Below are 14,045 nucleotides of genomic sequence, written 5' to 3'. Positions count from 1 at the left end.
CTCTTTTCTTGCCTGACCCGCCGTATCTAGCTCGCCTGTTGCAGCACGTCCAGAAACGCGGCACCAAACCTTTCGTGACGGCGATCGCCCAACAGCTGTTCCAACCCGCGCGGGTCGTCCGGGCGCATCTGCGCCACCTTGGCCAATTGCGCGGCTGAACAAGTCAGCGGTTTGTCGATCCCCTCGGGGCCGCGCGACAATTGCGACTGTACTTCAAGCAGGCGGTCATAAATCTCGCCCTGCTCACGACCCGCCAGCTTGCGGCGCGCAGGATGCAGTGCTTTGGCCTCACCCGAGACCACCTCAAGGAACGTATCGCCATAGCGTTCCAGCTTTTTGGCGCCAACGCCGCCGATACGCGCCATTTCGTCCAATGTCATCGGGCGCTTCTCGGCCATCTCGATCAGGGTGCGATCGGGGAAAATCACATAAGCTGGAACCCGCGCGGCCTCGGCCAGGGCGCGGCGCTTGGCCTTGAGCGCTGACAACAGCGGCGCGTCTTCCTCGGCCACCATGGCCTTGACCGCAGGGCGGCGCGTGGCCTTGCGGATCGTATCCTTGCGCAAGTTGATCTGCGCCTCGCCTTTCAGAATGGGTTTCGCGGCTTCGGTCATGCGCAGCGCGCCGTGGCGGTCGGGGTCGGGGCGCACCAGATCATGCCCCATCATCTGCCTGAAAATCGCCTGCCATTGCGGGCGCGACCAGTCTTTGCCGATCCCCCAGGTCGAGAGCGCATCATGGCGGCGGGCGCGGATCTTGTCAGTCTCATTGGCCAGCAGGATGTCGATCAGATGACCTGCGCCAAACCATTCCTCGGTGCGCAGAATGGCAGACAAGGCCATTCGAACGGGCGTGGTGCCGTCGAACACCTCGGCTGGGCTGTTGCACAGATCGCAGTTCCCGCAGGGTTCGGTGTTTTCCCCGAAATATCCCAACAAGGTCTGACGACGGCACTGCAAAGCTTCGGCCAACCCCAGCAAGGAATTCAATCGCGCATGATCGGCCATCCGGCGTTCGGGCGGGGCCAGGCCTTCATCGATCTGAGACCGGCGCAGGCGAATGTCATCCGGGCCAAACAAGGTCAGCGTTTCAGCAGGTGCCCCGTCACGGCCAGCGCGGCCGATTTCCTGATAATAGGCCTCGATAGATTTGGGCAGGTCCGCATGGGCCACCCAGCGAATATCGGGTTTGTCGATCCCCATGCCAAAGGCCACCGTCGCCACGACAATCAGACCGTCTTCGCGGGCAAACCGGGTTTCCACGATGCGGCGGTCTTCCGCCTCCATCCCGCCGTGATAATGGCAGGACACATGCCCTTCAGCGCGCAGGGACTGCGCCAACACTTCGGTCTTGTTACGGGTGCCGCAATAGACGATGCCGGATTGACCCTTTCGCGCAGCGGCAAAATCCAGGATCTGTTTGCGCGGCCCGTCCTTGGCAGCAAAGGCCAGATGAATGTTGGGCCGGTCAAAGCCACGCAGAAACTTGCGCGGGGCTGCACCGTCAAACAGCTTCTGGACGATCTCATCCTGTGTTTCCGCATCGGCTGTGGCGGTGAATGCCGCCAGCGGCACATCCAACGCGCGCCGCAGTTCCCCGATCCGCAGATAGTCGGGGCGGAAGTCGTGGCCCCACTGGCTGACGCAATGAGCCTCATCCACCGCGATCAGGCTGACATTGATCCGCCGTAGCATCCCAAGTGCTGACCCTGCCGCCAACCGCTCGGGCGCCATGTACAGGAGTTTCAGTCGACCCTCTTCCAGCGCCTCCCACACGGCGTCGGTTTCTTCGGGGGTATTGCCCGAGGTCAGAGCACCCGCTGCAACGCCGGATTCCTGCAAGCCGCGCACCTGGTCGCGCATCAGGGCAATCAAGGGCGAGATGACCACAGTCACCCCGTCGCGCTGAAGGGCAGGCAGTTGAAAACACAGGGATTTACCGCCACCAGTTGGCATGATAGCCAGCACGTTTTCACCGGCGGTCACGGCCTCGACAATCTCTTCCTGCCCGGGGCGGAAGGAGTCGAATCCAAAGACATCTCGCAACAAGGGTGCGGCGTCTAGCATCTGCTTGGGTGCCCTGTCTTATCGTTTAACTGCTCTTAAGACAGGACAATCACATACTAAGATTCAGTGAACAAGTGGTCAGACGAAATAGACCGCGTTGTTGACCAGAATAATCCGAAGCGCATAGACGATGATCAAAACAACCAACGGTGTAAGATCCAATCCGCCCATATTCGGCAGAATGCGTCGGATTGGTCCGTATATCGGCTCCAGCAAGCGGTTCAGCCCATACCAGATCTGTGCCACCAGTTGTTGATGAAGGTTCAGCACCTGGAAGTTGATCAGCCAGCTCATGATCACATGGACGAGGATTATGAACCAGACAATGTCCAGGATCAGAAGCAGGATTTGGATCAGCGACAGCATAGAAACTCCGTTTTCGTATGACCTGAGACCTAAGCCGCCGCGCGGCAAAGAGCAAGTCTGCGCCAACAGAACGCTTGCGAAACGGTCCAAAGCCTCGTCTTATGAAGTCAACGATAAGCAGGGACAGGCATGGCGGTAATTTCCAAGCGCAAGCGCATCTGGGGCTGGTGGTTCTTTGACTGGGCCAGTCAGCCTTACCATTCGCTTTTGGTCACCTTTGTCTTTGGTCCTTACTTTGCGGGCGTCGCGGCGGGGTATTTCTCGGGCACCGGGCTCGATGCGCAGGCCGCAGCGGCGCGGGCGCAGACCGTATGGGCAAATTGCTTGACGATCACCGGCCTTGTCATCGCATTTGGTGCGCCTCTGCTGGGCGCCATGGCCGATGTGACCGGACGGCGCATCCCGTGGATTTTCGGGTTTTCGGTGATGTATGTCGTGGGCTCGGCGGCGCTGTGGTACACGATGCCGGATGGCTCGAACATGTGGCTGATGCTGTCCGCCTTTGGTCTGGGCTTTGTGGGTGCGGAATATGCACTGGTCTTCATCAACTCTCAGTTGCCTGATCTGGGGGATGACAACGAAGTCGGCGAGATCTCGGGGTCAGGCTTTGCCTTTGGGTATTTCGGCGGTCTGATCTCACTGGCGATCATGCTGCTGTTGTTTGTCGAACAACCCAATGGCAAGACTTTGATCGGGTTAGAGCCTGCTCTGGGCCTGAATGCAGCCGCGCAGGAAGGCACCCGGTTTGTCGGGCCCTTTACGGCTGCATGGTTCATCCTGTTTATGGTGCCCTATTTCCTGTGGGTTCGCGATGATCCCGACAGCGGCAAACATGGCAGTCTGGGCGAGGCGTTGCGGTTGCTGGGGAAATCCATCTCGGACCTGCGCCACCGGGTCAGCCTGGCAACCTATCTGGGCTCGTCCATGTTCTATCGCGATGCGTTGAATGGGCTTTACAGCTTTGGTGGCGTCTATGCGCGCCTTGTGCTGGAATGGGATCTGATCAAGATCGGGGTCTTTGGAATCGTAAGCGTTCTGGCTTCGGCCATCTTTTCCTGGATTGGTGGCAAGCTCGACAAGAAGTACGGCCCTAAACCCGTCATTCTTGTTGCGATCTGGGTGCTGATCTTTGTTTGTCTGACCGTCGTGTCGATGGACCGAACTCAGATCTACGGAATCTCTTTGCCAGAAGGATCGGGCCTGCCGGATATGGTCTTTTTCGGATGCGGTATCCTGATCGGCGGCATGGGTGGTGTTCTGCAATCTGCCAGCAGGTCCATGATGGTGCGTCACACAGATCCGGACGCTCCGGTCGAAAGCTTTGGGCTTTATGGTCTATCAGGGCGCGCAACGGCCTTTGCGGCGCCCTTGCTGATCGGGATTGCAACAACGGTCACCGGCAGTGCACGTCTGGGGGTGTCACCGATCATTTTGTTGTTTATCCTGGGGTTGATCCTAATGCGCTGGGTAAAGGCGGAAGGAGATCAGAGCAGATGATTTTACGACGTTTTTTCATACTCATAGCGGCGCTTTTCTTTGCACAGACCGCCGGGGCCGAGCCTTTGGCTAAACAATTGTTCGGGGCTCAAAAGGCGGGTTCTACCCAGAAAGCAGCCGCTTTTGGCAGTTATTCGCGCGGATGCGCGGCGGGGTCAGTGCAACTGCCCGAGACGGGACCGACCTGGCAGGCCATGCGCCTGTCGCGCAACCGCAATTGGGGGCATCCCGAGGCCATCGACTATGTGCAGGACCTCAGCCGTTTTGCGGCCAAACAACCGGGCTGGAATGGGCTCTATATCGGGGATATCAGCCAGCCGCGGGGCGGGCCGATGACATCCGGTCACCGCAGTCATCAGCTGGGGCTGGATATCGATATCTGGATGCTGCCCGGCGACAATATGCGCTTGAGCCGCAGTGCGCGCGAGAACATCTCATCCATTTCCCTGCGCCGCGCCAACGGGGCCTATGTAAACGGAAATTGGACCAAACAGCATCACGCAGTGCTGCGTGCGGCCGCCAAAGACAAGCGCGTGGCGCGGATTTTTGTCTTTCCGGGTGCCAAGGTGCAGATGTGCAATGACGAAAAAGGCAACAAAGCCTATCTGCGCAAGATCCGCCCCTGGTGGGGGCATCACTATCACTTCCATGTGCGATTGAACTGTCCCAGAGGGTCCAAAGGCTGCGTCAATCAGGATCCGCCACCAAAGGGCGATGGGTGTGCCGAAGCGCAGCAGTGGGTGCAGAACATCCTGAACCCACCGCCGCCGGACCCGAACGCTCCGGCCCCCAAGAAACGACGTGAATATGTTCTGGCGGATCTGCCCCAACAATGCGCCGCCGTCTTACAGTCCAACTGATCGCAGTTTTTCTGTGGGTGGGAACCGCGTGGGCGGTGGAGGTCAAGACCGCCACCCATCTGCAAAGCTATGCCTGGCGCCACCCGGCGGATTGGTTCGGAGGGTTTTCAGCGCTGCACATCTCGGACAATGGCCACCAGATGCTGGCGCTCAGCGATCGCGCCCTGATGCTGACCGCCCGGATCAAGCGCGAGGGTGATCAGATCTCGGCGATTGACGTGCAGGATCAATGGCCCGTGCTGTCCAGCACAGGCCAGATCATGAAAGGGGCGGCAGGCGATTCCGAGGGGCTTGCGCTGGCAGGCGATGGCAGCTTTTTCATCTCGTTTGAAGGCGTCCACCGGGTGGTCCATTTCAAAGCGCCCGACGCTCGATCAAAAGTTCTGCCCCGCCCAAAGGTGTTCGACGCTTTGTCCCGGAACGGGTCGTTCGAAAGTCTGGCGATAGATGCCCAAGGCCGTCTGCTAGCCCTGACCGAGAAAAGCCGGGCTGCAAATGGCGAAATACTGGTCTATCGCTGGGATGGTCAGGCTTGGTCCAGCCCGTTTGGCCTGCCTGCACGGGGCAAATTTCAGCCTGTTTCGGCTGATTTCGGCCCGGAAGGGAGGCTTTACGTGCTCGAGCGGGCTGTTTCGGTTTTGGGCTTTCGCTCGCGCTTGCGCCGGTGGGACATTGTTGACGACAGCCCCAGGTCCGAGGAAATCCTGTTTGAAACCGGCACCGGTACCCATGACAACCTCGAAGGGCTGTCGGTATGGCGCGACGGGCAAGACCGGTTGCGCGCCACCATGATCTCGGATGACAACTTCCTGGCCCTGCAACGCACCGAGCTGGTGGAATATCTGCTGCCCGATTGACAGGCGTTTGGCAAAGGTCTAAACGCACGGCTTGCCTTGGGACGGTCCCTTGGCCAAGTCGCCGCTACCTTGTCAAAACGGGCATCAAAACATGCAACGCAGCTTTATTCCCGGCATCATTGCCATGGCCACCATTGTTGTGGCGTCCAATATCCTGGTCCAGTTCCTGATCCTTGACGGGCTGTTGACCTGGGGTGCTTTCACCTATCCGCTGGCCTTTCTGGTCACTGACATCATGAACCGCGTCTATGGCGTGGGTCCGGCCCGCAAGGTTGTCTTTGCCGGGTTCATCACCGGTATCATCTGCTCATTGATCGGCAGCCAGATCATTCTGCAAGGTGATGGCTTTACCTATGCCGCCGTGCCGCTGCGCATTGCCGTGGCTTCTGGTACGGCCTTCCTGATCGCGCAACTGACCGATGTGACGGTGTTCAACGCCATGCGCGGCGGCCAATGGTGGCGCGCACCGCTGGTCTCGACCCTTGTGGGATCGGCCCTGGATACCGCGATTTTCTTCACACTGGCTTTCTCGGCCTCGGTTACCTTCTTCGGGGCCAATGCCGACGCTGCGATCAACTGGGCGTGGGAGCCTGTGCCCTTCATGCTGACCGGTCCGATGGCGCCGCTTTGGGTGACCTTGGCATTCGCTGATTGGCTGGTGAAGCTGTCACTGGCACTGATTGCCTTGATTCCGTTCAAAGTGATCGTTGGTCGGCTGACAGCACAGCCTGCGTAAAAAAGTGCTTTGAGATTGGCACAACTTGTGCCACGCTCAGAAATAACCGCAACAGATAGAAAAGGAGGTGATCCAGTGTCAAGAAAGAGATTGGAGAGAGGTGTCGGAACAACCGGGGGGACCGCCTGCTAGGGCAGCCCTTGGTGGAGCGTTTGCTCCGGCTGGTCGATTGATCTAACCGACCCGACCTCCTGAACTTTCGAAGGGCCGTCCCGCCGGGGCGGCCCTTTCTGTTTTCGCACGCGCCGGTTAAGGTCGCGCCCATGTTGCGCATAACCGACGATATCGCCATTCAAGACTGGGAAATGACCGAGAGCTTTGTCCGCTCGTCCGGTCCCGGTGGGCAAAACGTCAACAAGGTCTCGACCGCTGTCGAATTGCGGTTCGAAGCCGCGCGCTCGCCCACGTTGCCCGACCCTGTTAAGGCCCGGCTGAAGCGACTGGCCGGGCGGCGCTGGACCAAAGACGGTGCGATCATCATCCAATGCGAAGAGACCCGCAGTCAGGCCCGCAACCGAGAAATCGCCCGCGCGCGGCTAGCAGAGCTGATCACCCGAGCATTGGTCAAGCCCAAACGCAGGATCGCCACCAAACCCACCTATGGGTCGGTCAAACGCAGGCTTGCGGCAAAGAAGGCCCGCGGCGATGTCAAAGCGCTGCGGGGCAAAGTGTCAGAAGATTGATCTGGCATCTTTCAAGCGCGGCGCTAATCTGACCCGGTAAAAGGGGGACCAAACGCATGAGGTTAGAAGGAAAAAACGCTATCGTCACAGGCGGCGCATCCGGCTTTGGTGCCGGGATTGTGCAGAAATTCCTGGCCGAAGGCGCGCGTGTTGTAATAGCGGACATCAATGGCGCGGCAGCCGCTGACCTGGCTGATCAACTCGGCCCTCAGGCGACCGCTCAACAAGTCGATGTCGGCGATGCCGCATCGGTTCAGGCCATGGCGGATGCATCCGGTCCGATTGACATTCTGGTCAACAATGCTGGCGTCACCCATCTGCCCACCCCGCTGGAAGACGTCACCGAAGACGATTTCGACCGGGTCTTCACCGTCAACATGAAATCCGTCTACCTGACCGCCCGCGCCTTTGTTCCGGCGATGAAGGCGCGCGGCTCCGGTGCAATCCTCAACGTCGCCTCCACCGCAGGCCTGTCGCCGCGCCCCAATCTCAACTGGTACAATGCCTCCAAAGGCTGGATGATCACGGCCACCAAAACCATGGCCGTTGAACTCGCCCCCACAGGTGTCCGCGTAAATGCGATCTGCCCGGTGGCAGGGGAAACCCCGCTGCTGAAATCCTTTATGGGTGAAGACACGCCCGAGATCCGCGCCAAGTTCCTCTCGACCATCCCGTTGGGCCGCTTCTCAACCCCAGAAGACATGGCCAATGCGGCCTGTTTTCTCTGCTCGGACGAGGCCAGCATGATCACAGGCACAGCGCTCGAAGTCGATGGTGGCCGATGTATCTGATTCACCGCTTCTTCTGTTCCAAAATACCTCCGCCGGAGGCAGCGCGCGATAGCGCGCTTCTGATCTAACAAAAAAGACAAACATGACACCCGGACCCCGAAACCTGATCACCGATGTCCCCGGTATACTCGTCGGCAATGCGGAGGACGATGCCCTGAAATCGGGTACAACGGTGCTAACGGCCGATGCGCCATTAGTGGCCTCGGTGCATGTCATGGGTGGCGCACCCGGAACGCGTGAGACTGATTTGCTGGCCTCGGACAAATCGGTTGAACATGTGGATGCCATCGCCCTTTCCGGCGGCTCTGCCTTTGGGTTGGATGCCTGCTCTGGCGTCTTGGATATGTTGCGCGCGCATGGGCGCGGGTTTCAGGTGGGTCAGGCCATCGTGCCCATCGTTCCAGGAGCAATCCTGTTTGATCTTCTGAACGGCGGCGACAAGGATTGGGATGATAACCCTTATCGCGCGCTAGGGGCTGCGGCCTATCGATCGGCCTCGGATCAGTTTTCGTTGGGCTCGGTCGGAGCGGGAACAGGAGCGCTTGCGGCGATGCACAAGGGGGGGCTCGGTTCGGCCTCTTGCAGGTTGGAAAACGGTATTACTGTCGGGGCTTTGGTTGCTGCCAATCCTATGGGCAGCGTGACCACGCCTAAAGATCGCCATTTCTGGGCCGCACCGTTCGAGATTGGGGCCGAGTTTGGCGGGCTTGGGCCAGATCCCGCATCCGGGCTTGGCGAATTCCCCGCCAGCCGCAAGGCGCAGGCTATGCATCCCGCGAAACCCGATCAAGCGAACACCACAATTGCGATTGTCGCAACCGATGCTGCCCTGACCAAAGCGCAATGCCAAAGGCTTGCAACAGCGGCCCATGACGGGATCGCGCGCGCTGTGCTTCCGGCCCATACACCGGGTGACGGAGATCTTGTTTTCGGCGTCAGCACCCGGGCGCAGAAGGTTGATCCGTCCGTCATGGCGATGCTGGGCCATGTCGGGTCGCTGTGTCTAGCGCGCGCGATTGCGCGGGCGGTTTACCTTGCGACTCCCGCACCCGGGGACTTATTGCCGTGCTGGACGCAGCTGAACGACCCTGACGCGCGGCAATCCGCGCGTTGACTCTTCGTCTGCGCACAGCACCTATTGCATAAGCTGAAAGAACGTGGAGTTTTCACATGAATCGCATTCTCGCCACTGCACTGATGGGTCTGCTGGCCATGCCCGCCTTTGCCGAAGGGGACGCAGAAGCCGGTAAGAAGGCTTTCAACAAATGCAAATCCTGCCACCTGATCGCTGATCCCGCCGGAGAGGTTATCGTCAAAGGCGGTAAGACGGGCCCGAACCTTTACGGCATTGCGGGTCGGACTGCGGGAACGGTCGAGGGCTTCAAATACGGCGACAGCATCGTGGCCGCTGGTGAAAACGGGCTGGTTTGGGACGAAGCAAGCTTTGTGGAATATACCAAAGACCCGAAAGCCTTTTTGAAAGACTATCTGGGGGAAACATCAGCCAAGTCGAAAATGACGTTCCGCCTGAAATCAGGGGCCGAGGATGTCTATGCCTATATCGTCAGCGTTTCGGGCGAATAACTCGGACATTTGATCCAGTTCTGATTTTTCTGAAAGGCCGCACCCCCCTGCGGCCTTTCGTGCTGTTGATTGCTGGGCAGATCACCACCAGTTTGGAAGCATCAGTAATTGATCAGGTCTATGCACTTCAAAACTTGAACCAGTAACAAGAGAGAACAACAGATGGGTATCATGATCCCGGCCTGGGTCGATGGCGTTCTGACCCCTGTTGAAAAACTGGAAGCCCATAAAAAGGGTCTGCGGCACAAGGCCGTTTCCGTGTTTGTCGTGCGTGGAACCCAGATCCTTCTGCAGCGCCGCGCCATGGGCAAGTACCACACGCCCGGTTTGTGGGCGAATACTTGCTGCACCCATCCCGATTGGGACGAGGTGCCATCAGCCTGCGCCGTGCGGCGGATGCGCGAAGAGCTGGGGATCACTGGCCTTTACCCCGAATACCGTCACCGCCTGGAATATCATGCGGATGTGGGCAATGGCCTGATCGAGAATGAGGTGGTCGATGTCTTTCTGGCCCATGTGCGTGGGCCGCTGAAAATCGAGCCTAACCCTGACGAAGTGATGGATATCCGTTGGGTCGACTACCATGACCTTCTGGCCGAGGTGAAACGCCACCCCGACAGGTTTACCCCGTGGTTGAAGATCTATCTTCACAATCATGCGGATACGATTTTCGGGCCAGACCTGATTATTTCCGCCAATTCCTGACCATTGACGCATCAGCCTGTCTTGCATGGACGGGCCAAGCCGCCTACATCAACGCGTCATGGCCAAGCAGAAGACAGACCCGAATTACAAAGTGATCGCCGAGAACCGGCGGGCCCGTTTCGATTACGCAATCGAGGACGATCTTGAATGCGGGATCGTGCTGGAAGGGTCCGAGGTCAAATCCCTGCGCGCAGGCGGGTCGAATATCGCCGACAGCTATGCCTCGGTCGATGACGGAGAGCTGTGGCTGGTCAACAGCTATATCGCGCCCTATGAGCAGGCGAAAACCTTCAAGCACGAAGAACGCCGCCGCCGCAAGCTGCTGGTCTCGCGCAAGCAGATGTCGGATCTGTGGAACGCCACGCAACGCAAGGGCATGACCCTTGTGCCCCTGGTTTTGTACTTCAACCACAAGGGCCGGGCCAAAATCAAAATCGGCATCGCCAAGGGTAAAAAGACCCATGACAAGCGCGAGACGCAGGCCAAGCGCGATTGGTCACGCCAAAAGCAGCGCCTGATGAAAGACCATAGCTAAGCCTGTTCAGAACGCCATTGCCGCCGCAACTGCGCGTTGCCAGCGCGCATAGGCCGCATCACGTTTGTCAGCCGCCATTGCGGGCTGGAATTGCCGGTCCAGAGCCCATGTTGCCGCAAACTCATCCTGTTGCGGGTAAATTCCCGCGCGCATCCCGGCCAGCCAGGCGGCACCCAGGGCCGTTGTTTCCTGCATGACCGGACGATCCACCGGGGCGCCCAGAATGTCCGACAGGCCTTGCATGGTCCAATCCGACGCGCTCATGCCACCATCGACCCGCAAGGTTACATCCGTATCCGCGCCCCAGTCGCTTTGCATTGCGTGCCACAAGTCTCGGGTCTGGAAAGCGATGCTCTCCAACGTGGCGCGCGCAATCTCGGCCCGGCCCGAGTTACGGGTGAGGCCAAACATCGCCCCGCGACAATCCGGCTGCCAATAGGGCGCGCCCAGACCGGTAAAGGCAGGAACCAGAACGACATTCTGAGTGGTATCCGCACGCGCCGCCAGCTCACTGCTTTCGGCCGCGTTGTCGATGATCTGCAAGGCGTCGCGCAGCCATTGCACAGCGGCACCGGCGATGAAGATTGATCCTTCCAGCGCATAGGTGCGTTTTCCGTCCAGCTGGTAGGCGATGGTTGTCAGTAGACGGTTTTTCGACATCACCGGCGCATCGCCCGTGTTCAGCAGCGCGAAACAGCCTGTACCATAGGTCGATTTGAGCATTCCCGGCTCGAAACACGCCTGCCCGATTGTTGCAGCTTGTTGGTCACCGGCCACGCCTAGGATCGGAATCGTGCCGCCAAACAGCGTTGTCTCCCCGAAGTCCGAGGCGCAGTCCTGTACCGCAGGCAACATGTCGCGCGGCACATCCAGCAAATCACAAATCTCAGCGCTCCATTCGCCCTGATGGATGTCAAACAGCAAGGTACGGGCCGCGTTGCTGGCATCCGTGACATGCGATCGACCTTCGGTCAGTCGCCAAATCAGGAAGGTATCAATTGTTCCGAAGAGCAGATCTCCGGCGGCGGCGCGGTCGCGCGCGCCGGGTACAGTGTCCAGCAGCCATTTGACTTTGGTGCCCGAGAAATACGGGTCCAGCAGCAGTCCGGTGCGGGCGGTGACGTCTTCTTCCGATCCGGCCTCACGCAGGGTGGCGCAAATCTCGGATGTGCGGCGGTCTTGCCAGACAATGGCGTTGTGAATGGCCTGACCTGTGTGGCGATCCCAGATCACCGTGGTTTCGCGCTGATTGGTGATGCCGATCCCGGCTATCTGGTCGGCGGAAATTCCGACGGTCTGCATCACCTCGCGGCAGACGGCCACAACACTGTTCCAGATATCTTCGGGGTCATGTTCGACCCAGCCTTCCTGCGGGAAATGCTGAGGAAATTCTTGCTGCGCAGTGCCCACACGCTGCATCTTGGCGTCAAACAGAATGGCCCGTGATGATGTGGTGCCCTGATCGATTGCCAGAATATAGGTCATGGCTGCTCTCCCCCTGAAGTCTCGTTCCGCCGGACTTTAGCGCAAACACTGCCGCAGGGGCCAGAGCAGAAATCAGGCGGGGTCAACAGCGATATTGTCGATCAGTCGGACGCCATCTGCCCAGGCCGTCACAAACAGACGCGCGGGCCTGCTGGCTTTGGTCAAAGCCTCAAGCGTTTCGGCGCAGCGCAGGTCGAAATACTCGATCTCGGTGAATCCGGCCCGGATCAAGTCGATCTTGGCCTGCTCTGCCAGTTCTGCAAAATCGTGACCAGCAGACAGCTTTGCAGCGGTTCTTTTCATGATCGCATGTTTGTGCGCTGCTATCGCCAGCCCCTCTTGAGACAAACGCAGATTGCGCGACGACATCGCAAGACCGGAAGGTTCGCGCACAGTTGGGCATCCGATAACCTCAATCGGGATGTCCAGATCCCGTGCCATACGGCGCACAACCAGCAGCTGCTGATAGTCTTTTTCCCCGAAATAGGCTCGATCCGCCTGAGTTTGCAGGAAGAGTTTCGCCACGACTGTGGCCACCCCTTCAAAATGTCTCGGTCGAAACGGACCTTCCATTACATCAGTCAATCCGCCCACGGTCACTGTGGTCGAAAACCCTTGGGGATAGATCTCATCCGGGTCGGGTACATAGATCGCATCGACCTTATAGGGCAGCAGCTTTTGTGCATCTTCAAGCTCGGTCCGCGGATAGTTCGCCAGATCCTCGGGGTTGTTGAACTGTTTGGGGTTCACAAAGATCGTCACGATCACCCGGTCACACCCGGACTTGGCGGCCTCGACCAGCGACAGGTGACCCTGGTGCAAGGCGCCCATTGTCGGAACAACCCCAATCACTTCTTCTTTGCGTTGCCAGTCGCGGGTCAGGGTGCGTAGTTCCGAAAGCTTGCTTAGAATGGGCGCCGTCATGACTTGATACCTTTGGCAGGGGCCTGATCCGCGAAGACATGTTCCGCCGCAGGAAAGCTGCGGTCACGCACTTCGGCTGCGTATTCTGCGATGGCAGCCTCGGCCAGAGGCCCAAGCTCGGCATAGCGTTTGACGAATTTCGGCTTAAACGCGGTGAAAAAGCCAACCATATCGTCGACCACCAGGATTTGCCCGTCACACCCGGCAGACGCGCCGATGCCAATCGTGGGGATTGGAATTTCGGCTGTGATTTTGTCGGCCAATCCCTGCGGAATCTTCTCTAACACAACGGAAAACGCGCCTGCTTCCGCTACTGCACGGGCATCGGCCAAGACTGCGTCTGCTTGATCATCGCGCCCCTGAACTTTGTATCCGCCCAAAGTGTTGATCGACTGTGGCGTCAGCCCGATGTGGGCCATTACCGGAATGCCGCGTTGAACCAGAAAACGGATGGTTTCGGCCATTTCGACGCCGCCCTCCAGTTTAACCGCCCCGGCCCTGGTTTCGGCCATCAGACGGGCGGCATTGCGAAACGCCTCGGCAGGGTCATGCTCATAAGTGGCGAATGGCATGTCGATGACCATCATCGCCTTGTCCAAACCCCGGGCAACCGCCTGACCGTGCAAGATCATCATCTCCATGGTTACGCCAAGGGTGGAGTCGAGCCCATGCAGCACCATGCCAACGCTATCGCCCACAAGCACAAAGTCACAATGGTCATCCATCAGCCGTGCCATTGGCGTCGTATAAGCTGTCAGACTGACCAGAGGCAGGCCACCTTTGCGGGCGCGAATGTCTTCGGCGTTGGGGGCTTTTTTGCGGGCCGTGGCGCTCATGATCGCTCCTCCGGGGTTATACTGCGGCGCGGCATAGCAGATGCCGCAGGTGCAGCGAAAGCCCGGTTGCGCGAACATTTTCTTGATTGACCCAAGGTTTAAAGGAACATTGGTCTCAGA

Annotated in this window: 15 protein-coding genes; 10 read left to right on the top strand and 5 right to left on the bottom strand. The window is 58.9% G+C overall.

Annotated elements, in window-relative coordinates; translation table 11 throughout:
* Window positions 1-26: 26 nt before the first annotated feature.
* Complete coding sequence (gene recQ, locus GOW40_RS08310; RefSeq protein WP_171230929.1) at window positions 27-2,066, bottom strand: DNA helicase RecQ; 2,040 nt, start codon at window positions 2,064-2,066, stop codon at window positions 27-29.
* Window positions 2,067-2,144: 78 nt separating this feature from the next.
* Window positions 2,145-2,432 carry a YggT family protein gene (locus GOW40_RS08305; RefSeq protein WP_171101663.1) on the bottom strand — a complete coding sequence of 96 codons (288 nt, stop codon included), beginning with the start codon at window positions 2,430-2,432 and terminating at the stop codon, window positions 2,145-2,147.
* A 129-nt stretch (window positions 2,433-2,561) separates the two neighbouring features.
* On the opposite strand from GOW40_RS08305, the gene GOW40_RS08300 reads away from it, so the two are divergent.
* The 10 genes from GOW40_RS08300 (at window position 2,562) to smpB (ending at window position 10,680) form a co-directional block, all read left to right on the top strand.
* On the top strand, window positions 2,562-3,929 hold the full coding sequence (locus GOW40_RS08300; RefSeq protein ID WP_171101662.1) for an MFS transporter: 1,368 nt from the start codon (window positions 2,562-2,564) through the stop codon (window positions 3,927-3,929).
* Entirely contained in the window at window positions 3,926-4,789 is an 864-nt protein-coding gene (mepA, locus tag GOW40_RS08295; protein ID WP_171131871.1) for a penicillin-insensitive murein endopeptidase, read from the top strand. The genes GOW40_RS08300 and mepA overlap by 4 nt, the downstream gene beginning before the upstream one ends.
* Window positions 4,762-5,646 carry an esterase-like activity of phytase family protein gene (locus GOW40_RS08290; protein WP_171131873.1) on the top strand — a complete coding sequence of 295 codons (885 nt, stop codon included), beginning with the start codon at window positions 4,762-4,764 and terminating at the stop codon, window positions 5,644-5,646. The genes mepA and GOW40_RS08290 overlap by 28 nt, the downstream gene beginning before the upstream one ends.
* 91 nt (window positions 5,647-5,737) lie before the next feature.
* Window positions 5,738-6,382 (top strand): queuosine precursor transporter, encoded by a 645-nt coding sequence (locus tag GOW40_RS08285; protein ID WP_171131875.1) that lies wholly within the window; start codon window positions 5,738-5,740, stop codon window positions 6,380-6,382.
* A 263-nt stretch (window positions 6,383-6,645) separates the two neighbouring features.
* On the top strand, window positions 6,646-7,065 hold the full coding sequence (gene arfB, locus GOW40_RS08280; protein ID WP_171131877.1) for an alternative ribosome rescue aminoacyl-tRNA hydrolase ArfB: 420 nt from the start codon (window positions 6,646-6,648) through the stop codon (window positions 7,063-7,065).
* A gap of 56 nt (window positions 7,066-7,121) precedes the next feature.
* Complete coding sequence (locus tag GOW40_RS08275; RefSeq protein WP_171131879.1) at window positions 7,122-7,856, top strand: SDR family oxidoreductase; 735 nt, start codon at window positions 7,122-7,124, stop codon at window positions 7,854-7,856.
* 82 nt (window positions 7,857-7,938) lie between these two features.
* Window positions 7,939-8,970: a P1 family peptidase gene (locus tag GOW40_RS08270; RefSeq protein ID WP_171131881.1), complete on the top strand. Its 1,032-nt coding sequence runs from the start codon at window positions 7,939-7,941 to the stop codon at window positions 8,968-8,970.
* 56 nt (window positions 8,971-9,026) lie between these two features.
* Complete coding sequence (locus tag GOW40_RS08265) at window positions 9,027-9,440, top strand: cytochrome c family protein (RefSeq protein WP_171131883.1); 414 nt, start codon at window positions 9,027-9,029, stop codon at window positions 9,438-9,440.
* A gap of 162 nt (window positions 9,441-9,602) precedes the next feature.
* The gene (gene idi / locus GOW40_RS08260) at window positions 9,603-10,145 is read left to right on the top strand and encodes an isopentenyl-diphosphate Delta-isomerase (RefSeq protein ID WP_171101654.1); all 543 of its coding nucleotides are present in this window, start codon (window positions 9,603-9,605) and stop codon (window positions 10,143-10,145) included.
* 58 nt (window positions 10,146-10,203) lie between these two features.
* Window positions 10,204-10,680 (top strand): SsrA-binding protein SmpB, encoded by a 477-nt coding sequence (gene smpB / locus GOW40_RS08255; protein WP_171101653.1) that lies wholly within the window; start codon window positions 10,204-10,206, stop codon window positions 10,678-10,680.
* A 6-nt stretch (window positions 10,681-10,686) separates the two neighbouring features.
* Here smpB and glpK read toward each other — a convergent pair whose 3' ends face one another.
* The 3 genes from glpK to panB form a co-directional block, all read right to left on the bottom strand.
* Window positions 10,687-12,165, bottom strand: coding sequence for a glycerol kinase GlpK (gene glpK / locus GOW40_RS08250; protein ID WP_171131885.1), 1,479 nt, complete (start codon window positions 12,163-12,165; stop codon window positions 10,687-10,689).
* A gap of 72 nt (window positions 12,166-12,237) precedes the next feature.
* On the bottom strand, window positions 12,238-13,089 hold the full coding sequence (gene panC, locus GOW40_RS08245) for a pantoate--beta-alanine ligase (RefSeq protein ID WP_171136617.1): 852 nt from the start codon (window positions 13,087-13,089) through the stop codon (window positions 12,238-12,240).
* A complete protein-coding gene (gene panB, locus GOW40_RS08240; protein ID WP_171132303.1) occupies window positions 13,086-13,925 on the bottom strand; it encodes a 3-methyl-2-oxobutanoate hydroxymethyltransferase in 840 nt (279 codons plus the stop codon). Before panB ends, panC begins: the two co-directional genes overlap by 4 nt.
* Window positions 13,926-14,045: the final 120 nt, after the last annotated feature.

This window comes from Ruegeria sp. HKCCA6707, assembly GCF_013033515.1.
Taxonomy (GTDB): domain Bacteria; phylum Pseudomonadota; class Alphaproteobacteria; order Rhodobacterales; family Rhodobacteraceae; genus Ruegeria.
The sequence above is the reverse complement of the archived record's forward strand: the minus strand, read 5'-3'. Positions and strand labels throughout refer to the sequence as shown.

Bases quoted from the DNA above. Each gene is read 5' to 3' on its own strand.
- glpK (WP_171131885.1), bottom strand. From the start codon at position 12,165: ATGACCTATATTCTGGCAATCGATCAGGGCACCACATCATCACGGGCC.
- GOW40_RS08290 (WP_171131873.1), top strand. From the start codon at position 4,762: ATGCGCCGCCGTCTTACAGTCCAACTGATCGCAGTTTTTCTGTGGGTG.
- GOW40_RS08265 (WP_171131883.1), top strand. From the start codon at position 9,027: ATGAATCGCATTCTCGCCACTGCACTGATGGGTCTGCTGGCCATGCCC.
- smpB (WP_171101653.1), top strand. From the start codon at position 10,204: ATGGCCAAGCAGAAGACAGACCCGAATTACAAAGTGATCGCCGAGAAC.
- GOW40_RS08270 (WP_171131881.1), top strand. From the start codon at position 7,939: ATGACACCCGGACCCCGAAACCTGATCACCGATGTCCCCGGTATACTC.
- GOW40_RS08285 (WP_171131875.1), top strand. From the start codon at position 5,738: ATGCAACGCAGCTTTATTCCCGGCATCATTGCCATGGCCACCATTGTT.
- GOW40_RS08300 (WP_171101662.1), top strand. From the start codon at position 2,562: ATGGCGGTAATTTCCAAGCGCAAGCGCATCTGGGGCTGGTGGTTCTTT.
- panB (WP_171132303.1), bottom strand. From the start codon at position 13,925: ATGAGCGCCACGGCCCGCAAAAAAGCCCCCAACGCCGAAGACATTCGC.
- mepA (WP_171131871.1), top strand. From the start codon at position 3,926: ATGATTTTACGACGTTTTTTCATACTCATAGCGGCGCTTTTCTTTGCA.
- GOW40_RS08275 (WP_171131879.1), top strand. From the start codon at position 7,122: ATGAGGTTAGAAGGAAAAAACGCTATCGTCACAGGCGGCGCATCCGGC.
- GOW40_RS08305 (WP_171101663.1), bottom strand. From the start codon at position 2,432: ATGCTGTCGCTGATCCAAATCCTGCTTCTGATCCTGGACATTGTCTGG.
- arfB (WP_171131877.1), top strand. From the start codon at position 6,646: ATGTTGCGCATAACCGACGATATCGCCATTCAAGACTGGGAAATGACC.
- panC (WP_171136617.1), bottom strand. From the start codon at position 13,089: ATGACGGCGCCCATTCTAAGCAAGCTTTCGGAACTACGCACCCTGACC.
- recQ (WP_171230929.1), bottom strand. From the start codon at position 2,066: ATGCTAGACGCCGCACCCTTGTTGCGAGATGTCTTTGGATTCGACTCC.
- idi (WP_171101654.1), top strand. From the start codon at position 9,603: ATGGGTATCATGATCCCGGCCTGGGTCGATGGCGTTCTGACCCCTGTT.